25 protein-coding genes are annotated in these 26,627 nt (G+C 43.2%); 8 read left to right on the top strand and 17 right to left on the bottom strand.

Annotation, left to right across the window (positions count from 1 at the left end):
- Positions 1 to 91: 91 nt before the first annotated feature.
- The 5 genes from ACZ5AE_RS02245 to ACZ5AE_RS02225 all read right to left on the bottom strand — a co-directional run bounded on the left by ACZ5AE_RS02245 (position 92) and on the right by ACZ5AE_RS02225 (position 6,932).
- Positions 92 to 1,900: a hypothetical protein gene (locus ACZ5AE_RS02245; protein ID WP_464569082.1), complete on the bottom strand. Its 1,809-nt coding sequence runs from the start codon at positions 1,898 to 1,900 to the stop codon at positions 92 to 94.
- 337 nt (positions 1,901 to 2,237) lie between these two features.
- On the bottom strand, positions 2,238 to 2,651 hold the full coding sequence (locus tag ACZ5AE_RS02240; RefSeq protein WP_464569080.1) for a hypothetical protein: 414 nt from the start codon (positions 2,649 to 2,651) through the stop codon (positions 2,238 to 2,240).
- Between the two features lie 93 nt (positions 2,652 to 2,744).
- Complete coding sequence (locus ACZ5AE_RS02235) at positions 2,745 to 4,382, bottom strand: LPXTG cell wall anchor domain-containing protein (protein WP_464569078.1); 1,638 nt, start codon at positions 4,380 to 4,382, stop codon at positions 2,745 to 2,747.
- A 251-nt stretch (positions 4,383 to 4,633) separates the two neighbouring features.
- Positions 4,634 to 6,016, bottom strand: coding sequence for an L-cystine transporter (locus ACZ5AE_RS02230; RefSeq protein WP_464569076.1), 1,383 nt, complete (start codon positions 6,014 to 6,016; stop codon positions 4,634 to 4,636).
- Between the two features lie 463 nt (positions 6,017 to 6,479).
- Positions 6,480 to 6,932: a hypothetical protein gene (locus ACZ5AE_RS02225; protein ID WP_464569074.1), complete on the bottom strand. Its 453-nt coding sequence runs from the start codon at positions 6,930 to 6,932 to the stop codon at positions 6,480 to 6,482.
- Between the two features lie 295 nt (positions 6,933 to 7,227).
- Here ACZ5AE_RS02225 and ACZ5AE_RS02220 point away from each other — a divergent pair, with 295 nt between their 5' ends.
- From ACZ5AE_RS02220 to ACZ5AE_RS02200, 5 genes are all read left to right on the top strand, one after another.
- A complete protein-coding gene (locus tag ACZ5AE_RS02220) occupies positions 7,228 to 8,211 on the top strand; it encodes a Gfo/Idh/MocA family protein (RefSeq protein WP_464569072.1) in 984 nt (327 codons plus the stop codon).
- A gap of 158 nt (positions 8,212 to 8,369) precedes the next feature.
- Positions 8,370 to 9,065, top strand: a complete 696-nt coding sequence (locus tag ACZ5AE_RS02215) for a response regulator (RefSeq protein WP_464573517.1) — start codon at positions 8,370 to 8,372, stop codon at positions 9,063 to 9,065.
- Complete coding sequence (locus ACZ5AE_RS02210) at positions 9,062 to 10,066, top strand: sensor histidine kinase (protein WP_464569070.1); 1,005 nt, start codon at positions 9,062 to 9,064, stop codon at positions 10,064 to 10,066. Before ACZ5AE_RS02215 ends, ACZ5AE_RS02210 begins: the two co-directional genes overlap by 4 nt.
- 100 nt (positions 10,067 to 10,166) lie before the next feature.
- On the top strand, positions 10,167 to 10,928 hold the full coding sequence (locus ACZ5AE_RS02205; RefSeq protein WP_464569068.1) for an ABC transporter ATP-binding protein: 762 nt from the start codon (positions 10,167 to 10,169) through the stop codon (positions 10,926 to 10,928).
- A complete protein-coding gene (locus tag ACZ5AE_RS02200) occupies positions 10,918 to 12,864 on the top strand; it encodes an FtsX-like permease family protein (protein WP_464569066.1) in 1,947 nt (648 codons plus the stop codon). The genes ACZ5AE_RS02205 and ACZ5AE_RS02200 overlap by 11 nt, the downstream gene beginning before the upstream one ends.
- Positions 12,865 to 12,911: 47 nt before the next feature.
- Here the strand turns inward: ACZ5AE_RS02200 and ACZ5AE_RS02195 are convergent, their stop codons facing one another.
- The 8 genes from ACZ5AE_RS02195 to ACZ5AE_RS02160 all read right to left on the bottom strand — a co-directional run bounded on the left by ACZ5AE_RS02195 (position 12,912) and on the right by ACZ5AE_RS02160 (position 20,286).
- The gene (locus ACZ5AE_RS02195) at positions 12,912 to 13,538 is read right to left on the bottom strand and encodes a histidine phosphatase family protein (RefSeq protein ID WP_464569064.1); all 627 of its coding nucleotides are present in this window, start codon (positions 13,536 to 13,538) and stop codon (positions 12,912 to 12,914) included.
- Positions 13,539 to 13,806: 268 nt separating this feature from the next.
- Positions 13,807 to 14,319: a PepSY-associated TM helix domain-containing protein gene (locus ACZ5AE_RS02190; protein ID WP_464569062.1), complete on the bottom strand. Its 513-nt coding sequence runs from the start codon at positions 14,317 to 14,319 to the stop codon at positions 13,807 to 13,809.
- A 94-nt stretch (positions 14,320 to 14,413) separates the two neighbouring features.
- Entirely contained in the window at positions 14,414 to 15,670 is a 1,257-nt protein-coding gene (locus ACZ5AE_RS02185) for a sensor histidine kinase (RefSeq protein ID WP_464569060.1), read from the bottom strand.
- Between the two features lie 9 nt (positions 15,671 to 15,679).
- Positions 15,680 to 16,351 carry a response regulator transcription factor gene (locus tag ACZ5AE_RS02180; protein WP_464569058.1) on the bottom strand — a complete coding sequence of 224 codons (672 nt, stop codon included), beginning with the start codon at positions 16,349 to 16,351 and terminating at the stop codon, positions 15,680 to 15,682.
- A 143-nt stretch (positions 16,352 to 16,494) separates the two neighbouring features.
- Positions 16,495 to 17,670, bottom strand: coding sequence for an ABC transporter permease (locus ACZ5AE_RS02175; RefSeq protein ID WP_464573516.1), 1,176 nt, complete (start codon positions 17,668 to 17,670; stop codon positions 16,495 to 16,497).
- On the bottom strand, positions 17,639 to 18,349 hold the full coding sequence (locus ACZ5AE_RS02170; protein WP_464569056.1) for an ABC transporter ATP-binding protein: 711 nt from the start codon (positions 18,347 to 18,349) through the stop codon (positions 17,639 to 17,641). Before ACZ5AE_RS02170 ends, ACZ5AE_RS02175 begins: the two co-directional genes overlap by 32 nt.
- Positions 18,349 to 19,323 carry an efflux RND transporter periplasmic adaptor subunit gene (locus ACZ5AE_RS02165; protein WP_464569054.1) on the bottom strand — a complete coding sequence of 325 codons (975 nt, stop codon included), beginning with the start codon at positions 19,321 to 19,323 and terminating at the stop codon, positions 18,349 to 18,351. The genes ACZ5AE_RS02170 and ACZ5AE_RS02165 overlap by 1 nt, the downstream gene beginning before the upstream one ends.
- Positions 19,324 to 19,452: 129 nt before the next feature.
- Positions 19,453 to 20,286 (bottom strand): YhfC family intramembrane metalloprotease, encoded by an 834-nt coding sequence (locus ACZ5AE_RS02160; RefSeq protein ID WP_464569052.1) that lies wholly within the window; start codon positions 20,284 to 20,286, stop codon positions 19,453 to 19,455.
- A 207-nt stretch (positions 20,287 to 20,493) separates the two neighbouring features.
- Here ACZ5AE_RS02160 and ACZ5AE_RS02155 point away from each other — a divergent pair, with 207 nt between their 5' ends.
- On the top strand, positions 20,494 to 21,672 hold the full coding sequence (locus tag ACZ5AE_RS02155; protein WP_464569050.1) for an SLC45 family MFS transporter: 1,179 nt from the start codon (positions 20,494 to 20,496) through the stop codon (positions 21,670 to 21,672).
- A gap of 135 nt (positions 21,673 to 21,807) precedes the next feature.
- A complete protein-coding gene (locus tag ACZ5AE_RS02150) occupies positions 21,808 to 22,779 on the top strand; it encodes an NAD(P)H-dependent flavin oxidoreductase (RefSeq protein ID WP_464569048.1) in 972 nt (323 codons plus the stop codon).
- Between the two features lie 134 nt (positions 22,780 to 22,913).
- Here ACZ5AE_RS02150 and ACZ5AE_RS02145 read toward each other — a convergent pair whose 3' ends face one another.
- The 3 genes from ACZ5AE_RS02145 to ACZ5AE_RS02135 all read right to left on the bottom strand — a co-directional run bounded on the left by ACZ5AE_RS02145 (position 22,914) and on the right by ACZ5AE_RS02135 (position 24,726).
- On the bottom strand, positions 22,914 to 23,369 hold the full coding sequence (locus tag ACZ5AE_RS02145) for a hypothetical protein (RefSeq protein WP_464569046.1): 456 nt from the start codon (positions 23,367 to 23,369) through the stop codon (positions 22,914 to 22,916).
- A gap of 27 nt (positions 23,370 to 23,396) precedes the next feature.
- Positions 23,397 to 23,903, bottom strand: a complete 507-nt coding sequence (locus tag ACZ5AE_RS02140; RefSeq protein ID WP_464569044.1) for a hypothetical protein — start codon at positions 23,901 to 23,903, stop codon at positions 23,397 to 23,399.
- Positions 23,904 to 23,991: 88 nt separating this feature from the next.
- Positions 23,992 to 24,726, bottom strand: a complete 735-nt coding sequence (locus ACZ5AE_RS02135) for a sulfite exporter TauE/SafE family protein (RefSeq protein ID WP_464569042.1) — start codon at positions 24,724 to 24,726, stop codon at positions 23,992 to 23,994.
- Positions 24,727 to 24,907: 181 nt separating this feature from the next.
- On the opposite strand from ACZ5AE_RS02135, the gene ACZ5AE_RS02130 reads away from it, so the two are divergent.
- Complete coding sequence (locus ACZ5AE_RS02130) at positions 24,908 to 25,813, top strand: SDR family oxidoreductase (protein WP_464569040.1); 906 nt, start codon at positions 24,908 to 24,910, stop codon at positions 25,811 to 25,813.
- A gap of 286 nt (positions 25,814 to 26,099) precedes the next feature.
- On the opposite strand, the gene ACZ5AE_RS02125 is transcribed toward ACZ5AE_RS02130, so the two are convergent.
- On the bottom strand, positions 26,100 to 26,615 hold the full coding sequence (locus ACZ5AE_RS02125; RefSeq protein WP_464569038.1) for an RNA polymerase sigma factor: 516 nt from the start codon (positions 26,613 to 26,615) through the stop codon (positions 26,100 to 26,102).
- Positions 26,616 to 26,627: the final 12 nt, after the last annotated feature.

Raw genomic sequence — 26,627 nt, 5'->3', positions numbered from 1 at the left:
TAGAATAAAATAAGCTACATTCCTTACACAATTCTAAATTCAGCTCCATCCAGCAAAACCAGATGGAGCTGAATTCAACGGAAGGTAGTAATTAGTTTCCTGTTTGTGATTGCACAACAGTTGAGCTAGAAGATTGGCTTTGTGAAATACTATTGCCAAACGCAGCTGCTAATTGGCTGGATGCATTGCTGGAAGCTTGAGTTTGAGTAGCATTACCAGCTGCACCTTGAACCTGTTGTGTTTCATTTGTTGTAGCTTGTGCTTGAACGTTATTCTTACCGGCTGCAACTGCACCTTGCTCTGTATTGTTTGTAGCAGCTTGATCTTGATCAGCGCCTTCTGAACCTGACTGAGTTTGCTCAGTCCCATTGGCGGCAACCTGTACTTGAGCATTGTTCTTGCCGTCAGCATCGGCTCCTTGATTTGTTACATTTGTAGAAGATTGTTCTTGATCAGCACATTCTCCAGCTTGTGATTGATCAGTTCCATTTAAGGATACCTGTGCTTGGTCATTGCCCTTTCCTTCAGAAACCGCACCTTGTTCAGTTGAGTTTGATGAAGATTGCTCTTGAGTTGCATGCTCCCCTTCTTGACCTTGGACAGTTCCATTTGCTGATACTTGAACTTGATCATTGTATTTACCATCAGTATCAGCTGCTTGTTCTGTTTCATTTGAAGAAGATTGAGATTGTTCCGCACCAGAACCACCTGCTTGGCCTTGAAGAGTTCCGTTTGCAGCCACTTGAACTTGGTCATTAGACTTTCCATCTGCAGCTGCTACTTGTCCTGTGCCATTTTCAGAAGATTGTTCTTGTGCAATTCCTACGCCCACAGCTGCTTGGCCTTGAGCAGTTCCATCTGCTGAAACCTGAGTTTGGTCATTGTTATACCCATCTGCAATCGCACCTTGATAGGTTCCATTTTCAGAAGACTGGGATTGACCAATTAATGCACCAGCTGCTAATTGGCCTTGTAATGTACCAGACAACACGTCTTGGTCTTGGTCGTTTGCAACACCATCAGCATTAGCAAGCTGCTGTGAATCATTGCTTGACTCTTGAGATTGGCCGATAAGCAGACCTAATCCAGCTTGACCTTGAGCTGTAACAGTTGTTACATCTTGGTCTTGATCGTTAAAGTAACCGTAAGCTGATTGGCCTTGATCAGACACATTATCGGAGGATTGTGTTTGGCCAATCAATGCTCCTAATGCAAATTGGCCTTGAAGATTTGTATTGTCATAGTCTTGAGATTGGCTATTGCCTACCCCAACCACATCCTGAGTTTGAACGGCACCATTACTTGCCTCTTGGTTTTGACCAATCAGGATACCAAGGCCCAATTGTCCTTGAAGGTTAGTGTTATCTCCCGCCTGATCTTGGTCATTATATTTTCCAGTAGATTGTTGAGTCTGAAGGCCAAGGTTGCTAGAATCTTGATTTTGGCCAATCAGAACGCCCAAAGCACCTTGTAATTGCCCAGCAGTATTATTTGATGATTGTGTTTGAAGTGATCCTTTATCAAAAAGGACACTTTGAGTTTGGGAAGAACCATTTACAGAACCTTGATTTTGACCAATCAATACCCCTGCTGCTCCCTGAAGCTGAACAGTTGCTTTTGAAGCATTTTGATATTGACTTGATTTTTTGGAGAACAACTCATTTTGGAACTGACCAGTAATGTCAGCAGCGTTTTGATTTTGGCCGATAAGGGCTCCAATTGCAGCATGATCAGCATATCGGTTGGAATCTTGACTTTGGTTTTGATTAACACTACCATAATGCGCAAAAGCAGAGGTAGAACCTAGTAATGTCCCTGCTACTACTCCTACTCCCAAGATTTTTTTCCAGTTAAGAACATTTTTTACCTTTTTATAATTTTCCAATTGCCTTACCTCCACTAAAAAAATTGGGAATTGTTAATTCCTGAGATAAGTATACGATGGCTCCCATATATTAGGAAAACGCTAAATTCGGCGATTTTTTCCATATAAAGAACGTTTATTGTTCTTTATTGAGCATTTGCTCCGTTTTTCTCATTTTTTTATTTTTTAACGAACAAATACTAGTTCTATAAAGAACAATATCCTCTCAATCTCTCTAGAAATCAACCTATAGAGGGGGTAATAATAGTATAGATAACCCTGCAAACAATATTCTCAATAACGAACAACACACAAAAAAACAACGTTAATGAAGAAGGAACTCCATTAACGTTGTTGTATAGCTGGAAATGATTTAATTAGAAAGCCGCCTTTCTATTCCGGGCTTTCTAGCTATACCTGCCTTATTTTCAATATTCCCCTTTAAACTAAACAGTTTATTAAGCAGGCCTAAAATACTTAAAAAAATGAATAACAGGGACAGTCCCCACCACGCATATGTCAATTGGTCTCTTGTCTTTTCAATTTTAGCAGGGTCTTTATCCTGAGAAGCGGGCTTTTCAAGTCCATAATAGTTGGATTTTCCATCAATACCATAAAGGACCGTCCAGCTCTCATTTGCCCAATTATCTTTTTTATGTTTAAGGACGATATTGGTGTCTTGATCCTTAATAGTTTGTTCAGGTCCATCCGACCAGCGCTGTGACCATGCAAAAAATAAAGCGATGGTTATGGTGATGCAGACAGCAATAAAAAAATTACTTTTCATTATGATTGCTCCTTACTTATAAATTCATTTTTGCATAAAACAAAACCCATATAGAATGCTTCTATATAGGTTTTGTTTTTTCAATGTGTTTAATTATTGATTAAGTCTTCTCCGCGCTACAACAAACAAGCTGCCGGCTAAAACTAATATTCCGCCATACAGAAGGAAATTATAATTGGCTGTTGCAGTCACCGGAAGTGTATGCCCTTTTACGGCTGGTGCAGCTGCTGCGGTTTTGCTCACAGCAGGCTGTGCACTTACAGTTTGCTCATTATTAGGAACTGGTGTCTGCTGGCTGCTACCATCTGTAGATGGTGTGACAGGTGCAGTACCTTCATTCCAGTCTTGCGGCAGTGTCCCAGGATTTTCATTTTCACTTGCCGGAGGTGTTGCAGGAGTACCTCCATTATTACCATCTTCAGGCGGGTTCTCATCTCCCCCCGGCGGCTGGGTTCCTGGGTTTTCACTTCCATCCGTTGGCGGATTCTCTGGCTGACCGCCATTGTCGGGATTGGGCTTCTCCTCGACTTGATTATTGATGATACTGGAGAAGAAACTAAGTCCCAGAAAACTGCTCATTGTTGCTTCGAATCGCTGGAGTTCTTTGCTAAAGGTAACCATTGCAGTATTTTCGACTGCAAGTGTCCCCCAGTCAAAAGTCTTTTCATATTTATGTTGTGTTGGTTCTTCTTTCATTCCATCTACATCGTACATATGGGCATAAGAATCAACCAGCCTGCCGTTCACAAAAATTTCTTGAAAGACTTTTACCATACTGCTTACTGAGTCTTTAACGATTTCAATATAATTTTTTGTTGTAACATTTACACCTGTTTCAACCACAATTTGTTTTACAGTATCTAAGATTGAACTCTTTACCTCAGCTTCCTGGGTTTGTTCTATCTTTGCGGAACCCGTGGTACTTAAATATTGATGTTGTTGTGCCTCTATTGTTGTTTTCTGCTTCTGCTCGTCCACCTTTGAATCAAGCTGCTGTCTTTGCTCCACCGTTAATTCCGTGGACTGTTCCTGTTCAAATTCAGCTTGGTCATCTGCACTGATGGACTGTGATTGGCTGGTTGATGCATTTGTTCCTTGATTTTGCGTTTTAGTATCTCCCAGTTGGACAGTAGCTTCTTGGCTTTGCTCAGATGTAACTTCCATCCCTTGTTTTTGCTCAGCTTCTGTTTTTTCCGATGATTCACCTGTTTGCAGCTGACCCGCCTCTAGTTTGGTTGTCTGGCTCTGGTCTGCCTCACCTTGAACATCACTTTCGATTTTCCCTTCACAGAAGGCAGATGCGTTAACCGTTTGTTCTTGGCATACTGTACCATTGGCACTTTGATCTTGGACAACATTTACTGCTCCTGTTACATCCTGGTCTTGGGTTCCTGATCTATCAGTTGATTGATCCTGATTGATAATTTTATCATCCGAGGAAGTGTTTATCTCCTGACCCAAGCCAGCCTCAACCTGATTCCCCTCAACAGCACTTGATTGCTCTTTAGGCATCACAGCTTCCTCAGCAGTATTGGCATCCCCTGCTTTGTCTGTTGAATCCAGGTTCGGTATGTTAGCTGTTTCATTTAAACTATCAGCTATATTTCCATCAGCCTGGACAACTGCTTCTGGATGAGGTATAACAGTTTCTGCAGCCTCCACGTTGATCATGTTTAAGCCCAATGTTGAAGAATTCAACAATAAGCAGGCTAGTATTAACTTTTTAAACATCCCTTTCCCCCCTTCAGTTATATATATCACTTCGATACGTTCATTATATTGAACAATATAGCAGAAAGAAAAGCCAATTTTCGACCATATTTCTCGATAAAGAACAGTTTTTGTTCCCTTTAATGTGTTTTTCTCCTGTTTTCTTAGTTTTTCACTATTTTGAACAAAACGTCTAGTATAATGAACAAGCGACATAAAAAAATGACTGCCGAACCAATTTCGACAGTCATTTTTAATGAACTTTTATAATTTTATGCTTCCACTACATTAGGCTGCTGATAAACTTCGTTTTCGAATTCACCGGTTGCCTTACTTGTTAACACACCAGCAGTCATTGCGCCGCTAACGTTAAGGGCAGTACGGCCCATGTCAATCAGAGGCTCAACAGAGATAAGGAGACCAACAATTGCAACTGGCAGGTTCAAGACTGATAAAACGATCAAAGCTGCGAAGGTTGCCCCGCCCCCTACACCTGCAACACCGAATGAACTGATGGCAACTACGACAATAAGGGTCAGGATAAACGAGATACTTGTTGGATCAATACCTGCTGTTGGCGCAACCATGACAGCCAGCATCGCTGGATAAATCCCAGCACAGCCATTTTGTCCGATGGAAAGTCCAAAAGAACCGGCAAAGTTGGCAATCCCCTCAGACACGCCAAAGTCTTTCGTTTGCGTCTTAATGGTCAATGGCAATGTTCCTGCACTAGAACGTGACGAAAAAGCGAACGTTAATGTTGGCATTCCTTTTTTCACGTAGTTTACAGGGTTTAATTTTGCAAATGTTAAAAGTAATAAATGTACAATAAACATCAAGATAAGTGCTACGTAAGAAGCGACGACAAATTTTCCTAATTTTACAATCGCGTCGTAATCACTAGTAGCTGCCACCTTTGTAATGATGGCCAAAATACCATATGGCGTTAATCTTAGAATGAGTGTAACTACCCTCATTGTGATGGAATATAACGTATCGATTATTTTTGCAAAAAACTCAGCTTTCTCAGGTTCTTTACGTTTTACCCCAAGATATGCAACGCCGATAAATGCAGCAAAAATAACTACTGCAATCGTTGATGTTGGACGAGCGCCCGTTAGATCTAGAAACGGATTGCTTGGAATAAGTTCAACAATTTGCTGTGGCAAGGTCATCGTTTCAACACCAGCCACTTTTTCTTTCAATAGCTCGTTTCGGGCGTTTTCTGCATCCCCTGCTGTTAACTGGATACCATCAAGTCCGAATCCAAGTGCAGATCCAATACCGATGGCAGCAGAAACGGCCGTGGTCCCAAGAAGGATGGCAATGACGAGAAAACTTATTTTCCCAATATTTTTAGTTAGCTTTAACTTTGTAAAAGCCCCGACAATCGATACGAACACCAATGGCATAACAACCATTTGCAGCAGTTTGACATAACCGCCGCCGACAATGTTAAACCAGTTAATCGACTGTGTTGTTACTTCATGTGTTCCACCGTAGATAAGATGAATGATAAATCCAAATACAAGACCTAAACCAAGTCCGGTAAACACACGTTTTGAAAAGGAAACATGCTTTTTTTGCATCATGAATAAGCCGAACATCAGTAACAGAAGAACGACAACGTTCACGATAATTAATATGTTATTCATTTCATAACCTCCTAATTAATACTTTCAAAGTTTAATATATAAAATCCTATGAGTCAAGTCGGAATTACTAACACCTTAAAACAATTAAGTTTTCACTTTAATCATTCTATTAATAAGGGGCACCCTCCTTATTAACGAAGGGCGCCCTCAGCACGAATTTTATTATATTAGTATAATTTAATTGTTTTTAATCGGAGACTTCTAAAGATCATATTAATAACAAACTACGCCCTCCCCTTGCTCAAATCCCTCCTGAAGGTAAAGGGCTTTTGCCCGCTTATTCTCCCCATTAATTTTCGACCTATTCCCTGCTCACTCCTTCTTCTCTCCTCATGTTGGGCCCAAAACTTCCCCTGTTCAGGAATAAGGCACAAGAACCGCCCCATCCCTCCAAATCAAAGGGCACCCCCTAATCGCTAGAAGGTGCCTCTTATCCTTTCAATCTTGTCGATAAATATTAATTTCATTGAGGTTGCGATAGATTTGCACTTTGCAGTCTGTACGTTTCTAATTCGAAAATTTTCATTTTTATGCGTTCAAGACATTGCTGAACATTATGCTCTTTTATATACTCTCCCTCAGCATTACATATATTGGATTCTATCAAGACATATCCATTGTGGAGCTGTACTGCTACAATCGTACATTTCCCAAATAGTTCCATTACCTCTATTTTGGATTTTTCAAGGACAGTTTCAGCTTCCATTCGGGATAATTGGCTGGACCATTCATGTCCCTTTGCTTTCATATAGTCATCTACAGTGTACGATGCAGGTTCAAACGCCATCTGAAACGCCTGCTGCGTGGTTTCAATTACCTCATTGGTAAATAAATTTCGAATCTTTACCATTCCGTTAACCGTCATTTCCAATAATTCCACTTTACTTGACGAGCCCTTAACCTGATATACCCTCATTGTTGTTTTCCCTCCGTAGAAAATAAAGCTTATCTTTTTAACATAGCTTATTCAAACATTTGCCAAGCGGTGAAGCTTGCCCACCAAGTTTTCTTATTGATTACTAAAAAATTTCAGCCGGACTCGATTGGTTCGTGTACAGTACAAAAATAACCCTATTTGACCCAACTGCCTCTTATTTGGCAAGTAAGCAGAAATCTATTAAGATGTAATAAGTATTTTATTGCCTTGCCTGAAAAAGCAGCTGGACTCCGGATCAGAAATCCGGCCCAAAAAGATTGGAGGACTCAAGCAAATGAATGTTGCAACAATTGGAACGGGGCCGATAGTGGATACCTTCCTTTCAGCATTAAGTCATATCGAAGATGCCCTATGCGTAGCTATGTATTCCCGAAAACAGGAAAACGCTCAACCGTTGGCAGAAAAATACCAAATAAATGCCATCTACACCGATTTAGAGGAGATGTACCAGAATCGTGACATCGACTTTATTTATCTGGCCTCACCTAACAGTTTACATTATGAACTGGCTTACCGTGCGCTTGAGAATGGAAAGCATGTCATATGCGAGAAACCGTTCACTTCCACTGTTCAAGAATTGGAAAGCTTAATGTCACTCGCCAAACAAAAGAATTTAATGCTGTTTGAGGCCATCACAACCATTCACCTGCCCAACTATCAACTCATTAAAAATAACCTGCCAAGCCTGGGGCAAATAAGAGTGATCCAGTGTAACTACAGCCAATACTCAGGCAGGTACGATGCCCTGCTTGCCGGGGAGACACCGAATATATTTAATCCGAAATTTTCCGGCGGCGCTCTTGTTGACATCAACATTTACAACCTACATTTTGTGATGAACCTGTTTGGCACACCGGAATACGTCCGCTATACAGCCAATAAGCACCCGAACGGAATCGACACCTCTGGCGTTCTTGTCTTGAAATATCCTGATTTTATCGCCGAGTGCGTAGGAAGTAAGGATACACACGGCCTGAACTTTGTCCTTATCCAAGGTGAAAAAGGATATATTCATGTTGAAAACGGGGCAAACGGCTGTCAAAATGTCATCTTACATACTGATGGAACAACCGTCACCTTAAACAATCAGACAACCACAAACAGACTTTATTATGAACTGCTGACCTTCAAGGAAATATATAAAAATGAGGATTTTGCTCACTGCTATAAATTACTCGATCACAGTTACTCAGTCATGAAGATGCTCGTTGCAGCTAGAAAGGACGCCGGCATCGTTTTCCCAGCCGACCAGCCATAATTTAGAAAAGGAGCCACTAAAGTGAACTACACCTCAAAATTTTAGACTGTGTCTAAAATTTCGGGTGCAGTTCGAGTCGGCTCTTTTTTTAATAGAAAAAAGGAAATTTTTGCTATACTATGTAAATGAGGAAAAACCGAGATAAGCTGGTGATGCCAATGTTTAAACTCTTATTGATTGAAGACGATGCCACATTATTCAATGAAGTGAAGGAACGGCTGAGCGGCTGGTCCTATGACGTGTATGGAATTACAGATTTTGCCCAAGTCATGCAGGAATTTACGTCTCTCAAGCCTGATTTGGTCATCATTGATATCCAGCTGCCTAAATTTGACGGTTTCCATTGGTGCCGGATGATTCGTTCCCACTCGAGTGTGCCGATTTTATTTTTATCGTCACGGGACCATCCTTCCGACATGGTGATGGCGATGCAACTTGGCGCGGATGACTTCATCCAAAAACCCTTTCATTTCGAAGTCCTGATTGCAAAAATTCAAGCGATGCTGCGCCGAGTATATGATTACAGCAGTGACAGCCAACTCGAACTGAAAACATGGTGCGGGGCAACAGTGGATTATCAAAAAAATTCAGTTGCTAACAACGCAGGTTCAATCGAGTTGACCAAGAATGAAATGTTTATCCTGAGGGAGCTTATTAATCAAAAGAATAAAATCGTGACGCGCGAAGCGTTAATCAAGAGCTTGTGGGACGACGAACGGTTTGTCAGTGATAATACCCTGACGGTGAACGTCAACCGGCTCCGCAAAAAACTCGATGAGATTGGTATCGGGCACTTTATCGAAACGAAAGTGGGACAAGGCTATATAGCGGTCGATGAGGCGCAGCTGACATGATAAAAAATTTTTTAAAAGAACGGCGGAGCTGGATTCTGCTCATTTTATCCTTAAAACTTCTCATTGTTTTTATCGCCTGCATTGATTCTGCTATCCCGTTTTTGCCTGTCCTATATATGATTTTTCTATCTCTCATTATCTTTGCGATTTTCCTAATCGTTCGTTACCACAAGGAGACGAACTTCTATAAAGGATTGGAGGATTGGGAAAGCAGCCTTGATCTAACTTGCCTGCCAAAAGCCATAAGCCCTTTTGAAAAAATTATTGAAAGAAGCGTCATCGGCCAAACCGAATCACTCAAAATAGAGGCTTCTGCTAATCGGACGATGCTTGAGCAGGAAAAGGATGAGCTATTATCGTGGATACACGAGGTGAAAACACCGCTGACAGCTATGTCTTTAATGATTGACCGCATGGAGGATAGCAAGCTGCGGGCAAACCTAAAGTTCGAGTGGCTGCGAATTCATCTGCTGCTTGACCAGCAGCTTCACCAAAAGCGGATACCATTCATGGAAAATGACTTATATATCGAAAAAACAGATTTAAAAGCGATTATTTATTCAGAGATTAAGACGCTGCGATCATGGTGTATGCAAAAGGGGATCGGTTTTGACGTAGATCTGGACAACATCGAGGTAATAACGGATGCCAAATGGCTGGCGTTTATTCTTAGACAGCTGTTAACCAACGCTGTTAAATACAGTGAGGCGTCGGATATTCTGATAAAAAGCGGGCATCGTGATGGACGGACCATTCTTGAACTCACCGATTTCGGTCGAGGCATTGACCCGCGGGATCTGCCCCGCATTTTTGACAAGGGTTTCACCTCTACCGCCAAACATCAAGACAGCGCGGCTACCGGCATGGGGCTTTATCTTGCAAAAAAAGCATCCCAGCCGCTATTCATCCATATTGAGGTGGAATCCAAGCTAGGAGAAGGTACGACATTTACGCTAATTTTTCCAAAAAGAAATGAATTCCACCATATTTCAGGCATGTGACAACATTGTCACATGCTTTGCCGCATTTGTTCGACGAAACGAAGGAAGTAATCCACACGCACCTTTATACTAAAGCTATCGAAATAAGGAGTGTGCTGAAATGCCAATTTTAGATGCTAGTAAAATTTATAAAAGCTACGGCAACAAGTGGAATAAACAGGACGTTTTAAAAGGACTTGATTTAATTATTGAAAAAGGAGAATTTGTCAGCATCATGGGTGCCTCAGGCTCCGGAAAAACAACGCTGCTGAATGTCCTTTCTTCAATTGACAATGCCAGTAACGGTTCAATCAAAATTGAAGGAAACGAAATCACTCGAATGAAAGAAAAACAGCTGGCTGAGTTTCGGAAACATCATTTAGGGTTTATTTTTCAAGAATATAACCTTTTAGATACATTGACGGTAAAAGAAAACATTCTCCTGCCGCTGTCCATCACGAAAATGCCGAAAAAAGAAGCGGACAAAAAATTTGCCGAAGTTGCTGAAGAACTCGGTATTTACGAGCTCAAGGACAAATATCCAAACGAAATTTCTGGCGGACAAAAACAGCGGACTTCTGCTGCAAGGGCGTTTATCCATGAACCAAGCATTATTTTTGCGGACGAACCGACGGGTGCTCTCGACTCAAAGTCGGCATCGGACCTATTAAACAAGCTTAGCGGATTAAATCAACGGCGTAATGCGACGATTGTGATGGTCACCCATGATCCTGTTGCCGCCAGCTTTAGCAGCCGGGTCATTTTCATCAAGGACGGGCAGATTTACACCCAGTTAAATAAGGGCGAACAGCCCCGGCAGGACTTCTTTCAAGACATTATGAAAACACAAGCAGTGTTGGGCGGTGTTCAATATGAACATTAATCACCTGATCCTTCGCAACCTGAAAAAGAACTTGAAAAATTACTTCTTGTACGTGTTTGCGTTGGTCTTTAGTGTCGCACTTTACTTCGCTTTCGTCACACTGCAGTATGACCCGGCGATGACGGAAGCAAAAGGGACCATTAAAGGGGCCGCTGCCATTCGAACCGCTTCGCTCCTGCTTGTAGCAATAGTCTCGATCTTTTTGCTGTATGCCAATAACATTTTCATCAAACGGCGGAGCAAAGAAATCGGCTTGTTCCAATTAATCGGGATGACCAAAGCCCGGATTTTCCGGATTCTTAGCGCCGAAAACTTTATTCTTTACTTCGGCTCCCTAGTGATTGGCATCTTTCTCGGGTTTTCTGTGTCACGGCTAATTTTGATGATTTTATTTAAAATTACCGGCGTTGATGCAGTAGCCAGCCTTCATTTCTCATCACAGGCACTTGTACAAACTATGATTGTGTTTATTGTGATTTACCTGTCTATCATATTGATGAACTATTTATTTATTAAACGCCAAAGCATTTTGGCTTTGTTTAGAGTCATTTCATCGACAGAGGGCAAAGTGAAAAAACTATCAATGTTTCAAAACGTTATTGGGATTCTTGGATTAGTGCTGATTGCAACAGGCTATTATGTTTCTTCCAAGCTGTTCGGCGGAGACTTTACCACCATGCCGGCATTATTTGCGGCGATGACGGGAATTCTCGGATCGGTTATTATCGGAACATATTTGTTTTATAAGGGTTCAGTCAGTTTCATTTTCCAAATCATCCGCAAACGGAAAGACGGCTACTTATCCATTAATGAAGTGATGTCGCTGTCCTCCATCATGTTCCGAATGAAATCAAACGCTATGTTATTAACGATTATCACGACTGTATCGGCGCTTGCAATCGGTCTATTATCATTATGCTATATCTCCTATTATTCCGTTGATAAAACAGCCCAAAATAATGTGGCCGCTGACTTTGCTTTTATTACTGAAGGGGCTGCAGCGAAGTTTGAGACCGCCCTGGACAATGCAGGAATCAATTTTCATGAAAAACGTATTGAGGTTATTCAGGTCAGCGCCAACTTGAAACCAATCCTAGAACGGAATTTGGAAGGAATGATGGTTGACCCTTCTGACATGCCTATGTCGGTCATCAGCGACATATCTGTAAAAAATGTTGATGCAGCACCTGGTGAAACTATTTTTACCGGCTATAGTGATTTGCTGCAGAAGTTTATGAGCTTAAAGGATTCAGGAACGATTGAATTTAAGGGGCTGCATCAAGTGATTCCGTTAAAATATTCAGGACTGAAAAAGGAGTTCGTTATTTCATGGTACTTCACAGCTGGCGGTTCACCAACTGCCATTGTTGACGATGCCGTTTTTCAGCGACTGAAACAGGATTTAGATCCAAAGGTTCAACAAGAATCGTCCCTTTTTATCGGTATTAATTTGAAAAATAAGGAGCAGCTTGAACAAGCCAATAAGATTTTCACTGGCTTGCATTTTAGCAGCGAGAATGGGAATGATTCCCGCCTTGACCTGATCAAAGAGCAGAAAAAGAACATGGGGCTGGCCATGTTTATTGTTGGCTTCCTTGGGTTAACCTTCCTGATTACTTCCGGCTGTATTCTTTATTTTAAGCAGATGGGAGAAAGTGAAGAGGAAAAGCCAAATTATACGATTTTACGAAAACTTGGTTTTACCCAAGGGGATTTGTTAAGAGGAATTCAAGGAAAGCAGCTTTTCAGCTTTGGCATTCCGTTAGCGATTGGCCTGGCACACGGTTATTTTGCTGTCCAATCCGGTTGGTTTTTGTTTGGTGCAGAGGTTTGGACACCGATGCTGGTTGTCATGCTGTTGTATGCAGCGCTCTATTCCATTTTTGGTGTCCTCTCAGTTGCATACTACAAAAAGGTGATAAACGAAGCACTATAAAAAAATGGCCTCAGCCTTATTGGCGGGGCCATTTTGCATATGTTTACTTAGACTTCGACCTTCGGTACAAAGATTTTTTCGTGCTGATAGTCTCCATCCACTTCATCAATCTTGGTGACAGATGCATTTTCAATCGGCTTGAAGTTTAATAACTCATCAACCGGCGTCTCCATCAGGAATGCCAGCAGCATATGAATAAAGGCGGCATGTGTAACAATCACGAGATTGTCATAACGCTGCTGCCGCTTCAGCCGGTCAACCACCGTATTCATAAACATGGTTGCACGCAAGTATACATCGGCTAGAGACTCCCCATTTTGAAAACGGAAATAAAATTGTCCCGCTGCTTTATATTCCTTCTTTGCCTCAGGGGTGCGGTTGTTGAAATCATATAGATTACCAAGCTCCCATTCTCTTATTAGCGGGTTCTCCAAAAATGGAACTTCCCCCGGCAACAATGAATGAATGGCTTGGGCGGTTTGTTTCGTCCGTAAATAGGGTGAGCTGTAAAGAACGGTTTTGCCTTCGATGATTGTTTTGAGGTAATCGGCTGTCACTTGTGCTTGCTTGAGACCAAGCTCGGTCAAACTATGCTGGGAATCGTGCGTATGTGACATCACGGTCCGGTCAACGTTGTGCTCAGATTCACCGTGACGGATAACATAAATGTTCAAAATCTCCACTCCTTGTTTATCTTTTCTTGTTGGCCTTTTTGATCATTTTTTTTATAATCTTAATTTGGCCTCGATGGTTCAGTTCGTCTTCGAAAACATAGTGACTCCATCTTTTTTTTCAAATCAGCTTTCCATCGCTGCTCGAAAAATCATACTTTCTATTATTCGATATATATTATTGGATTTCCTTTTAATTTTCTGAAAAATAAAGAGGCACTCCGAATCAACGGACGTGCCCCTTGTACTTGAGTAAACTAGTTTAACTATTTTAGATCACTGCATTATATGAATCATCCTTTCGCTTCTTTCTTTTTTCCGCACCAAGAACTTTGACAGATAGATAGATACCAGATCCCGTCAGGAACATCATCGCAATCGCGGTTAGGTCAATTAACCACTTTACATCGGTATTTCCGATTCGACCTTCGTGAAGTCCCCTAATGATGCCCATAGCAGAAGTTTGGCCTGCACCTTCACCACGGAACCCCCTCGTGAAGTTTCCGTTCGCGCCAAATTCACCGTTAGGTCCCTGGAACTGGCCGTTTCCGTTCTGGCCTTGCATTTGCCGATTAAACTGTCCTTGATTCTGTCCAGCTGTCTCGCCCGTGCCGCCCATTCCACCTTGTCTAAATTGCCCAGGCTGGAAATTACCCCGTTCTCCCATCTGTGTCTGACCGATTAACCACGGTTCATTCATGAGCAGTCCTGTGAGTGACTCCATAAAGATTAGAATAGAGGCAATTAAGCCTATCCATAAATGGGCTTTTCTCATTTTTTTCATTGTTTTGGTCTCCCTTCAAATAAGCTTGTTCCAATAGATAGCTTCATTATGAAGAGCCTTCCTTAAGATTTTCTTAAAAAATAAAGAACCTAGCTTAATTTTTCTGGGTTCTTGGGAAAACAATTTCAATAGAGGTTCCTGTGCCGAAACTGCTGTTAACTTTGACTTTGCCATGGTGCTTGTCGATAATCCATTTGGCGATGGAAAGACCCAGACCCGTACCTTCCGCAGATGTCCGGGCTTTATCACTTTGGAAAAATCGGTCAAAGATGCGCGGGATATCCTGCTCGGGAATGCCAATTCCGTTATCTTTCACGGTAAGTGTTATTGAAGAGTGGCTTTGCTGGCAGGAAACCTGAATTTCCCCTCCTTCACTTGTATATTTCAACGCGTTGTCCAACAATATGACAATCAGTTGATGCAGCCTCTCCTTATCCCCGCAAAATGTAACAGGCTCTGGCGCCTCTAAATGAATCGACTTTTCCTGATATAAAGCAATATCTTCAAATTGCAAAAGTATCTCTTGTAAAAGCTCATCCACCTGAAATTCCCGCTTCTTCATTTCCAGCTCATTGGAATCGGATCTTGCTAGTGTCAATAAATTAGTCACCAGCTTGGAAAGCCTTCGTGATTCCTTCGATATGGTGGAAATATCGTGAATTTTATCCTGAACGGTAGCCTTTGGGTTCCGGAACAGCACATCGGTTTTCGCCTGGATGACCGCTAGCGGCGTCCTCAGTTCATGGGAAGCATCGGAGACAAATTCCTGCTGTTTATCCCAAGCTTTCTTTATCGGAACAAGTGCCCTGCCGGCTAGGAAATAACCGGAGACAAGCGCGCAAATCACCCCAATTCCGCAGCCAATTAGTATAATTAATAAGAGCCTATCCAATAATTCCTTTTCAGAGTTGACGTTGCGGATGAATTGCACTGTTATTTTTCCTGCTGTAGTGTTCACTTCAAAGGCAATATACCGGTAGGAAAATCCTCCTGCCTCCACATCCTGCAAGGATTTTAATTTTTTCGGGCGGATTTGCTCCTCTGTCCCCGCAAACAACGCAGTTTCACGACCTTGCTCCCCAAGCAGCTGCTGATCTTTATCGTTACCTTGCCATAGTAAGGTCATAATCCTTGGGTCCCTTCTCATAAATCTTGGACCAGGTGAATCATGAGCATCATCTTGGCCGGGCTCCTGTTGAAAATGATTAACAGATTCCAGCAACGAGCGGTTTACATCCTGATATAATCGATGATTCGTATAAAAATAAATAATGCTTCCAAAAATGCTGATTAGTACGATAAATACCAGCGAGTTCAACAAAGTCAGCTGGATATGTGTGCGCTTGAACATATGCTGCTCCTATTCCTCATTCAGCATATAGCCGACACCGCGAATCGTTTTTATATCTGAGTGATAACCATATGGCTCTAATTTTTTTCGAAGATGATGCATAAACACTTCTACAATCGCGATGGTGGTATCGGAATCAAACCCCCAGACACGGTCATAAATTTGTTCTTTTGTTAAAATGACTCCCTTGTTTTGGATGAGGTATTCAAGCAGTTCGTACTGCTTAGCGGTGAGCTTAATGGGGGTGCTGTCCACCATAATGTCCCGCTCCCTGCCGAGCAATTCGATTCCCCGGTACTGGATAGTTTGGTTGGTGGTTAAGCTGCCGCTTCGTCTTAATAAAGCACGGATGCGCGCTTTTAACTCCGCTGCCTGAAATGGCTTTACCAAATAATCATCACCGCCGCTGTCGAGTCCCTTCACCCGGTCCTCCAATGAATCCCGTGCTGTTAGAAACAGAACCGGGATTTTCAGCCCTTCCTTCCGGATGGTCTGCAGCACTTCAAAACCATCAATTTCAGGAATCATTACATCTAAGATAATGGCGTCATGGATATTTTGCATCGCCAAAAACAAGGCATCTTCTCCATTCGTTGCCTGGTCAACTTCGAATTCATCTGATAAAAGCTGGACGATGGATTCCAGCAAAGATAGATTATCCTCTACCACTAATAAACGCATAATGAACGCTCCCAATAAATTTTTATTACACTAATTATATAGGAAACAAAGCGGCCGCAACAGGTGCGGTCCGCTTTGTGAGTGCCCGGTTTTATTTACATTCTAAGGTTCTCATTTCAAGCCTGATTACGCGAACTCACTCCTTATTCATATCTCAGTGCCTGAATAGGATTTAATTTCGATGCTTTATTGGCCGGGAACACCCCGAAGATGACGCCGACCGCCAGCGAGAAGAGGAAGGAAGACAACATCACTGATGAAGTAAACGAAACCGTTAAACTAAACAGTGATGACAGCAGTTTTCCTAACCCTACACCGGCAAGAATGCCAATCAGTCCGCCGACACCACTTAATACAACTGCTTCAATCAGGAATTGCAACAGGACATCACGCCGTTTTGCGCCGATCGCCTTGCGGATCCCGATTTCTTTCGTCCGTTCTGATACCGAGACAAGCATGATGTTCATAATTCCAATTCCGCCAACGAGTAAGGAAATGCCGGCAATTCCGCCTAACATCATCGTCATGGAACTCGTTACAGAGCTTGCTGTATCTATTAAATCTTGTTGGTTAGTTACACTGTACGAATCGCTTTTGTTAGGATACATGCTAGCAAGCGCCATTTTCACTTCGTTCATGACATAATCCAATTGGTCCTCATTTTTCCCTTGTAAATAAACCTGGTTGATGGTTGTGCTTTTCACTAGCCGCTGGCCGGTACTAAGCGGAACGATGACCGTGTTGTCTCCGCCTTGTCCAATTGAGCTTCCCTTCGATGACAGTACCCCGACAATTTTAAAAGAAGTGCCTTCAATTTGGATGTATTGCCCGACTGGGTTTTCTGCTCCAAAAAAGGTGGAAGCTGTTTCAGATCCGATAACGGCAATTTTCTGACGATATTCAATGTCAAGGTCGGTAATGAATCGCCCTTGCTTGACCTTTGTTTCACGGACATCAGAATAAGCCGCATTGGTCCCTGTCAGTGACACCTGCGAAGTTATCTTATCCTTTTTCACATTCACACGGCCAGATACCACAGGGGAAATGGCTTTGACCCCATTTAATTTACTAAGCTCGCTAATTTTATCTTCCGTTAAGGCTAAATCGGTTCCAAACGTATTGACGGTTAACAGGTTGGTACCAAGCTGACTAATTCTGCTAGTGACGCTTTGTGCAGACCCCTGAGCAATTGACACGAGCACAATGACTGATGATACACCGATAATCATTCCCAGCATCGTCAGGGCCGACCTGAGCTTATTGCTTTGGATACTGCGGAGCGCCATTTTAATAGATTGCCATATTCCCAACAAGCTCACCCCCATTTTCCAAAAGCTGGCCGTCTTGAATACTGACCATTCGCCCTGCCTGTTTCGCTATGGCCAAATCATGTGTAATCAAAATGATGGTATGACCTAATTCGTTCAGTTCTTTCATTAAGTTAAGAATTTCCTTACTTGTCTTGCTGTCAAGGGCACCAGTTGGCTCATCGGCAAGAAGGATGGAAGGATTTCCGGCTAATGCTCTGGCAATTGCAACCCGTTGCTGCTGACCTCCAGATAGCTGGCTTGGCAGGTGTCCAGCCCGCTCCTTCAAACCAACCTTGCTTAGGCTTTCCAGTGCTCTTTCTTTCCGTTCTTTCGCCGGAACACCTGCGTATAATAAGGGCAGTTCCACATTTTCAAGGGCCGTTAATTTTGTCAACAGGTTAAAGTTTTGAAAAATAAAGCCGATTTTTTGATTGCGAATCACTGCCAATTGGTTGTCATCCATCCTGCCAATATCCTTACCGTCCAAAAAGTATGTGCCGGACTGAGGTCGGTCAAGGCATCCAATCATGTTCATCAAAGTTGATTTTCCTGAACCGGACGGACCGATGATGGCTAAAAATTCCCCTTTTTCGATTTCAATGGACACGTTATTTAAGGCGTGAACCATTTCACCGCCAAGCTTATAGGTTTTCATTAGGTTGCTAATTTTAATAATCGGCTGGCCCATTAGTTTCCGCTCCTTCCGCCGCCAAACTGGCCTTGGCCGCCACCGTTGCGGTTATATCCTCCCATACCTCCCATACTTCCCATGCCTACTCCAAGACCGCCCTGCATCATGCCGCGTGTATTAGAAGAAGAACTGTCTGTTGCCAATTGTGGAAGCTGGATGGTCTCACCTTCTGAAACACCTTCCGTAAGTTCAACATAATCCTCGTTGGCTAACCCTGTTTTTACGGTTTTTTGTTCAGTACCGGATTGCCCATTAGAGCTGGAAGAAGCCACAATAACATACTTTTCACCGTTAGCCGTATGAACTGCATCAAGCGGTACGTAAAGGGCATCCTCTTTGCTTGCTGTCAAAATGCTGGCCTCGGTGCTCATTCCGACCTTCAAGTTATCGATTTTATCAAAGTGAATGGTAACATCAAATGTTGAAACGCCGTTGGAGGATGTGCCTTCAGTCGCAATTGCTGACACCTTGCCAGTATAGGTTTGGTCCGCGAACGCATTTACCTTCAGGTTGACCGCTTGTCCCACTTGAATTTTTGAAATATCTAGTTCATCTACCTGTACGACTGTTTGTAAATCATTATAATTTGTCAAGTGGGCAACCACTTGGCCGCTTGTAACTCGATTGTCCGCAGCTGCAGATATGGACGTAATTACTCCATCAGCAGGTGCTGTCACTGGGTCGCTTCCATCTGTAAAGGTGATTAATTCATCACCAGCTTTTACTTCTTCCCCAGCAGCAACCAACACTTCATCAATAGTCTTATTATCCTCAGCTGATTTAATATCTGTACTTGTCACCGGCTGGACCGTACCCGACCCGCTGATTTTCACTTCTAATTTTCCTTTTTGAACGGTCGCAGTCCGGACTTGTGCTGATGCTGTTTGCGTAGCGTTCTTGGAGTTATACCACTGATAACCGACATACCCCACGATAAGCACACTGACCACAATAAGTATCCATTTTTTCATCTTTGCTTACTCCTTTTTACATCCGGCTCAAGCCCCGGCCGGAAACATATTTTTGGATAAGCCTATTATCAAATCCCTTCCTTAACTTTTCCTTAAATAAAAAAAGACCTGAACTGCGGTCCAGGACTCTCACTTTCTATTAGTCAATTTTCTGGTACCCGGAAACATCGTTTTGGCTTTTCTGATAAAGATGACTGCGAATATGGCGATGACTGCAAGGTATCCCTCGATAATCCACAGGTTCGTAATGCGGCCGACTTGGGCAAATACGATTGGGAAGTCCACCCCTGCATGGATGAGAACAGCCAAAACCACATAGGAAAATTTCTTTTTTGCAACACCCAACAAAACCAGTAAACTAAAAGCCATCTGCAGGAAAACCGCCAAGAAACGCTCAAGGATGGCTAAGTAATAAAAGCTGGCTCTCTGATTTAGAATTCCCTCTTTAATATCTGACACCTGGTCACTTGGCAGTTGGGCCAATGAACTTTCAAACGTTCCAGCATTGATCATAAAGGAAAAAGCTAAAGCCTGACCGCAAATCATCAGTATTAGAAGGATTGCCTCAATCCCGCCCCAGCCAATGCCAAACGAGATGCCGCCTTTATAGTCATGGAATTTTTTCAAAAGCCAGGTAAATAATATGAACCTTCCCAATTCCTCAAAAAGCCCTGCTGCCATGGCGCCGTATGCCCCCCATGCCCAAGGATGGTCAGCGTAATTTGGGAAGTTTGTGATTACAACCACATGCAAAATCTTCTCAAGCACTTGAGTGAACACGATAAAACCAACTGCTCCTAAAATAACCGGCTTTGCAGACACCCCGGTTCTCTTTCTATAAAACAAAATCAACCCGATAAATAAAACAAACGAAAAGATAATTGGCACAAACATCGCAATAATCTTTGCGGAACTTACCATTTCAATCTCCCCTTTAAGCCCACTGTTTTTTATTATTATCATTATCAATAATGATAATAATATCTTTTCTAATATCTGTCAATTGTTTTTAGGAAAATTTCTTTTACTGGGCTCTTCCTTATCAAGCTATGAAAAAATCAAGCAAAAGAATGAAGGTGCGGCATATGATAATAACATTCCTATTTAAAGGTTTATTCCGCATGCTTTCGATATAGGACAAAAGAATAAGCTGCGGTGGGGGGGCTTCTCTTGCGAAAAACATGGGTGTTAGGGTTCGGATTTTTCAGTATTAGTATTGGCTGGTCTTTGTATAATGGCTTTGTCCCGTTCTTTCTGAATGATTATCTAGAAAGCACGGCTTTAATCGGCTTTCTCATGACGATTGATAATTATTTCGCTCTTTTTATACAGCCCTATGTCGGCACCCTCAGTGACCGTACCCAGACACGCTTCGGAAGGCGCATGCCCTATCTGCTTATCGGCATCCCGCTCGCAGCCCTCTTTATCGGGCTAATTCCTTTCCATCATAATCTTTTCACGTTAATCCTTTTCATGGTTGGTATGAACTTATCAATGGCCATTTTCCGCTCTCCCACCATTGCCCTGATGCCCGACATTACACTAGAACATCAGCGCACCAAGGCGAACGGGATTATTAATTTCATGGGCGGCCTGGGTGCCATCTTGGCGTTTAGTGTGGGAGCGTTTTTGTTTAATGTTCATGAATCCTTTCCTTTTCTGCTAGTGGGTTTTATTTTATTAGTGACATTATGGGTTCTTTTTAAAAATATTAAGGAAAACCGTGATTCGTTGCCGGTAACCATGACAACTGCTTCTAGGATAAATTATAAAAGTGAACTCAACGCACCCACGTTTTTTTTACTTGCGGCCATTTTCTTTTGGTTTGTGGCGATCCAGGGGATGGAGGCGTTGTTTACCTTGTACGGGGTAAAAGAACTTGGCCTGTCCAGAAGTGATTCCGCCTTTTCGTTGGCGTTCTTTTCATTAAGCTTTGTCCTATCCTCTATCCCAAGTGGTTTTTTTGGGGCAAAATACGGAGAGAAAAAGGTGATCTTAATTGGGGTCATCGGGTTGTTTTTTGTCTTTCTCTTCTTAAATTGGGTGGACTCAGTGTTTATCCTGAGATTCTTCCTGGTTGTCGGGGGAATGTTTTGGGCATGCATCAATATCAACGCCTATCCTTATGTAGTTTCAACAGGCAGTGAACACAGAAATGGGACCCGAACCGGCTTGTATTATTTGGTTTCCTCCCTCGCGGCCATCGTATCCCCGCCAGTGTTAGGTCTGCTGATTGACCTCTTTGGATTTGGGATGTTATTCTTTGCAGCTGCGGTAAGCATGCTTTTTGCGTTGGCCTGCATAATTAAAGTGAAGAATTCGGAGGCTGTATCTGATTCGGTTCATTAATATGGAGATAAATTTGAACTTTTTGTGACAAGTTTAATAATATTATCAACTATTAGCACCAGTTGTTAAGGGGCTCACTGCTCTATGGAAACCCTATTGCTACAATGAGAAGGTGTTAAGATCCTTCAAATAATAATGAAATGGGGTTTTTTCTTGGATTTTCCTCAATTGAAAATAGGTCATATGATGCCCAAATTCCCTATCATGCAAGGCGGTATGGGAGTAGGAATTTCTTTAAGTAAGCTAGCATCAGCAGTTGCTAATGCTGGAGGCATTGGAATTATCTCAGGAACAGGGATTACGGTCGAGGAAATGAGATTACATATTCGAAAGGCGAGGGAAGGTATTACTGGCACTGGTTATATAGGTGTTAATGTTCTATTTGCCATGAATGACTTTGCGGAAAAAATGAAAGCAGCCATTGAAGAAAAGGTTGATTTCATTATATCAGGGGCTGGAATTTCAAGAGATATGTATGCCTGGGGCAAAGAAGCAGGCATTCCTGTCATTTCGATTGTTTCTTCAGCAAGGCTTGCAAAGATGTCTGAACGCCTTGGGGCTTCAGCTGTTGTGGTGGAAGGATTTGAAGCCGGCGGGCACCTTGGAACAGACAGGCCGTTATTCGATATCCTGCCAGAAGTAATAGGCGCAGTGAAGATTCCAGTCATTGCTGCCGGCGGCATTTTGACAGGAGAGGATCTTGCCCGCGCCTTAAAGATGGGGGCATCAGGGGTCCAAATGGGCACCCGGTTCGTAGCCAGCGAAGAATGTGATGCACCGTTATCGTTTAAGGAAAAATATGTTCATGCCCGCCAAGAGGATACGATCTTGGTCAAAACAACGGTTGGCCTCCAGGGCCGTGCGATAAAGAATCATTTTACCGAACTCATTTCCGATGAGAAAAAGGTGAAAATAAAGAAGTGCATTGACTGCCTGAAGAATTGTTCTTATCGTTTTTGCACACTGGATTCGTTGATTACATCCATGAATGGGGATAGTGAGAACGGCCTTGTTTTCGCTGGTGCAAGAGTGCATGAAATCAAAGAAATCCTACCGGTTAAAACTATTATTACCAACATCATGAGAGAATACGAAGCTTGTGTTTGAGTGCATGGGTGAGTGCATGGGTGAGTGCATGGGTGAGTGCATGGGTGAGTGCATGGGTGAGTGCATGGGTGAGTGCATGGGGACGGTTCTTCTGCCTCTCCTTAAAAATGAGGAAAAAGAACCGTCCCCATGTTTCACGCCTGAATCACACCCAAAAAAGCATTCTTCTTATTTTCTATTTCCTCTAAAACCGTGTCATTTTCACGAAGGGTTTCCTGAATGTGTTGGACTATCGCGAGCGGTTCCTGCCCGCTGATCTGTTTGGCAACCCGCTCAAGAAGGACCTTTGTATCGACTGAAAATCTCCTAGCAAAGCTATGGCATTTGACAATATTATGGCGGAGAAAATCAGAATACTCCGGGGTGAACGCACGACGGATGCAGCCTCTCATCCCGGCATAGCCATACGAAACCTCAGATGCTGCACGATAAAACAAAATCATCCCATCGGCACGGCTTGACCCCGGATGCAGACGGAGTTCTGTCACATACGACATCAGCCTTTTTACCACAACTATTCCCCTCTCGGTTGCGTCCCACCATTCCAGCAGCCGTTGTCGTTCCTCTTCATTCATTTCCGCACCAGGCATTCCCTGCCCTCCCTATCATTAGTACTATTAAAGACGCGGAATGGCTTGAACCTTTTGCACGCGTTTCAAAATCACATTCCATTCAGGACCAAAAAGAGCCTTGCCGTACTCAATGGCCTGGTTGATTTTTTCAGCAATCTGCCGGTTTAATTGTCGACTCTGTTCGATCAAATAATAAGTATCCTGCCCTGCCTCTTGAGCAACCAACTCAAAATTAGGGCTCAATTGTTTTTCGCTGATTCGCAGCGTGTCGAGGTCGAGGACCAGCATTTCTTTTACTAGAGGAATCGTTTCGCCGCCCCTCAATCGAGCAATCGTCCCCCTGACCGCGTCATAGCCGTACCCGACATCCGCTACAGACGCATGATATGGGTTCAGGCCCGGCGCATTCCGCAGTGAGGGAAGCACGCGTAACCCAGTAGTAATCGAGCAAACCACTTCTTTTGCCACCATCCCCTGTTCCAAGGCAGCATCAATCGCATCAAGATAACCAGTCCACTCAGTACTGCCGCCAACCACAATATCACCCTCCACAAATCCTGCTCCTTTAAGGTATGCCTAAAATGCAGGAACGGTTCTTTCGTTCATTTAAAAATGAAACATTAGAACCATCCCCCACGTATCATATAACTTTATCTACAAATATTTGGAAAATCAGACCGATTGTAACTACTCGCAAAATGGGTTTCACATATTTTGGTTTTAGTTTTTCGGCGATGCGGACGCCGATTTGTGCACCGGAAAGGGAACCGAGCAGGAGCGCAAGCGTCATTGGCCAAATGACTTTTCCAGTGGCGATATAGGAAATGGCGGCGCCAAAGCAGCTGGAAAAAGTCGCAATCCGCACTAAAGCCACGGCACGAAGGTAGGCAATATTCAAATAACCGAACAAATAAAGCATCAGCGTTCCTTGTCCCGGGCCGAACAGACCATCGTACATTCCAATTCCGAACAATCCTGGCACACTAACCTTGTTCATCTTTAACGGTTCCGTGCCGGCGAAATTCCCTTTCCCCTTAAAGGAAGCGATAAAAGCGAAAATAAGCAGAATAATGGCGATGATGTACATATTTTCCCCCGATATATGGGATGCGATGAAGCCGCCTGTCACCCCGCCGCCGAGGCTGACAGGAATAATCCAAATGGCTTCCTTTAGGGATATTTCCTTTTTTCTATAAAGATGGTAAAAGCTCGAAAAAGAACTGACCGTGTTGGATACTTTGTTTGCACCAATAGCCGAGTGGATTGGCAGCCCTAATATCAGCATGGCAGGGAGGCTGATAAGTCCGCCCCCGCCGGCAAGCGTCCCAAGCGTTGTGGCACAGATTCCAATCATGTATAACAAGATATATTCCATTGTGTTTACACCCCCTTGTTACTTCACTACCAGTATATTCCTGTCCCTTTGATAAATAAATTTCGCAGTCTTTATGAAAAAAGATAAGAAATACTTATCGATTTTATCATCCGGTAACCTCTCGGGATTCAACCACATATAGTGTCATAGTTAAATGCCCAAGTTTATGGAGGTGCCTTTCATGAGAAATTATCCGATGTATCCCTACTACAGCAAAGAAACAAAATGTGAGGAGAAGCCAATATCTTTTCCACCTCAGCATCAGGACCAGCAGCCGGGGCTCGAACACTTAATGAATCCTAGGCCGATTTCGGAAAACCCGGACTACAAAGGAAGCGGTAAATTAAGGGGCAGAGTGGCTATAATAACCGGCGGGGATAGTGGGATAGGCCGAGCTGCTGCATATGCTTTTGCAGGAGAAGGAGCGGATATTGTTATTGCTTATCTTTATGAGGAACGGGATGCCGAGGAGACAAAAGCCAGAGTGGAGGAGATTGGCAGGCTCTGCTTGGCCATTCCGGCCGATCTCCGTTATAAGGAAAATTGTCTGGAGGTTGTGAAAAAAACGATTGAGACGTTCGGAAAACTGGATGTTTTAGTTAACAATTGTGCGGTGCAGTATCCACAGGAGCAGTTGATAGATATTTCCGAACAGCAGCTGATCCATACTTTTGCCACGAATATCTTCTCCTATTTTTTTATGACCCAGGCAGCATTGCCCCATTTAAAGGATGGCAGCTCGATTATTAATACAGCCTCCATCACAGCTTATCGTGGCGAAAAAACATTGATTGATTATTCCGCCACAAAAGGTGCCATCGTTTCCTTTACGAGGTCACTCTCGCAATCTATCGTTGACCAGGGTATCCGTGTTAATGCGGTAGCACCGGGACCGATTTGGACACCGCTAATTCCGTCATCGTTTTCGGCGGAACGTGTTTCGACATTTGGAACCGACACTCCGATGAAACGGGCCGGTCAGCCATTCGAGCTCGCACCCGCCTACGTCTACCTCGCCAGCGATGACTCACGGTACGTCACCGGGCAAACCTTGCATGTAAATGGCGGGGACTTCATTTCCTCATAAGAAATGGCCGAGGTCATTAACAACGTATGAAGTTTTGCGCTTTGAACCGTTGCTGGAACTCTATGAAGCTCTCATAACTACCGAGGCTTCACCTTTTCTTTTGGCCCGGGCGTTATGAACCCTTTCATAACCACCGATGCCTCCTTTTTCCTTCTCGCCCGGGTGTTATGAAGCTCTTATAACTAACCTACCATCTTATTTTCACTCGGTTTAGTAGAAATAAAAAAAGGGTGTCCGCCCCACTCGGACAATTGTCCACGCGTGGCGCCTGACACCCTTAAACATACTATCCAGCCGCCAAAATCTCCCGCAGCTGTTTTCTCGCCCGGTAAAGCCGGGTTTTGACAGTGGCGGATTTAAGGTTGAGGCGGCTGGCTATTTCGGTTTCTTTTAGTCCGTACTGCATTTTGAGTATCAGCACTTCCTGGAATTCCTTGGAGAGGTTCTCTATTGAGCCGCCGATCTCCTCTTGGAAAAGCCGGATGACAGCCGCCTCCTCAGTACTAGAACCGCTGCTCGCTCCGACACAGTGCAGCGGTTCCAGTTCGGCATAGTCCATCGGCATCCAATGGCGTCTTTTCTCCGATCTAAGAAAGTCAATCGCGGTTCTCGCAGTAATGGCCGAGAGCCATGCTCCTAATTTACCATTGTCTTCGACCGTGTCCAATTTCCGGTACGCCTTTAAAAAGGATTCTTGGACGATATCTTCTGCCAAATACTCGTCTCTAATATACTGATAAGCAATATAATATAGCTGTTTTGCGTGTTTAGTATATACCTCATTAAAATTTACCGCGTTCATTTCTCGCTCCTG

The organism is Neobacillus sp. S1227 (genome assembly GCF_055385255.1).
This window is presented reverse-complemented; position numbering and strand designations above follow the sequence as displayed.

Bases quoted from the DNA above. Each gene is read 5' to 3' on its own strand.
- ACZ5AE_RS02220 (WP_464569072.1), top strand. From the start codon at position 7,228: ATGAATGTTGCAACAATTGGAACGGGGCCGATAGTGGATACCTTCCTT.
- ACZ5AE_RS02150 (WP_464569048.1), top strand. From the start codon at position 21,808: ATGAAATGGGGTTTTTTCTTGGATTTTCCTCAATTGAAAATAGGTCAT.
- ACZ5AE_RS02190 (WP_464569062.1), bottom strand. From the start codon at position 14,319: ATGAAAAAAATGAGAAAAGCCCATTTATGGATAGGCTTAATTGCCTCT.
- ACZ5AE_RS02225 (WP_464569074.1), bottom strand. From the start codon at position 6,932: ATGAGGGTATATCAGGTTAAGGGCTCGTCAAGTAAAGTGGAATTATTG.
- ACZ5AE_RS02135 (WP_464569042.1), bottom strand. From the start codon at position 24,726: ATGGAATATATCTTGTTATACATGATTGGAATCTGTGCCACAACGCTT.
- ACZ5AE_RS02160 (WP_464569052.1), bottom strand. From the start codon at position 20,286: ATGATAATAATAAAAAACAGTGGGCTTAAAGGGGAGATTGAAATGGTA.
- ACZ5AE_RS02125 (WP_464569038.1), bottom strand. From the start codon at position 26,615: ATGAACGCGGTAAATTTTAATGAGGTATATACTAAACACGCAAAACAG.
- ACZ5AE_RS02165 (WP_464569054.1), bottom strand. From the start codon at position 19,323: ATGAAAAAATGGATACTTATTGTGGTCAGTGTGCTTATCGTGGGGTAT.
- ACZ5AE_RS02145 (WP_464569046.1), bottom strand. From the start codon at position 23,369: ATGCCTGGTGCGGAAATGAATGAAGAGGAACGACAACGGCTGCTGGAA.
- ACZ5AE_RS02235 (WP_464569078.1), bottom strand. From the start codon at position 4,382: ATGTTTAAAAAGTTAATACTAGCCTGCTTATTGTTGAATTCTTCAACA.
- ACZ5AE_RS02200 (WP_464569066.1), top strand. From the start codon at position 10,918: ATGAACATTAATCACCTGATCCTTCGCAACCTGAAAAAGAACTTGAAA.
- ACZ5AE_RS02230 (WP_464569076.1), bottom strand. From the start codon at position 6,016: ATGAATAACATATTAATTATCGTGAACGTTGTCGTTCTTCTGTTACTG.
- ACZ5AE_RS02215 (WP_464573517.1), top strand. From the start codon at position 8,370: ATGTTTAAACTCTTATTGATTGAAGACGATGCCACATTATTCAATGAA.
- ACZ5AE_RS02210 (WP_464569070.1), top strand. From the start codon at position 9,062: ATGATAAAAAATTTTTTAAAAGAACGGCGGAGCTGGATTCTGCTCATT.
- ACZ5AE_RS02130 (WP_464569040.1), top strand. From the start codon at position 24,908: ATGAGAAATTATCCGATGTATCCCTACTACAGCAAAGAAACAAAATGT.
- ACZ5AE_RS02170 (WP_464569056.1), bottom strand. From the start codon at position 18,349: ATGGGCCAGCCGATTATTAAAATTAGCAACCTAATGAAAACCTATAAG.
- ACZ5AE_RS02180 (WP_464569058.1), bottom strand. From the start codon at position 16,351: ATGCGTTTATTAGTGGTAGAGGATAATCTATCTTTGCTGGAATCCATC.
- ACZ5AE_RS02205 (WP_464569068.1), top strand. From the start codon at position 10,167: ATGCCAATTTTAGATGCTAGTAAAATTTATAAAAGCTACGGCAACAAG.
- ACZ5AE_RS02240 (WP_464569080.1), bottom strand. From the start codon at position 2,651: ATGAAAAGTAATTTTTTTATTGCTGTCTGCATCACCATAACCATCGCT.
- ACZ5AE_RS02185 (WP_464569060.1), bottom strand. From the start codon at position 15,670: ATGTTCAAGCGCACACATATCCAGCTGACTTTGTTGAACTCGCTGGTA.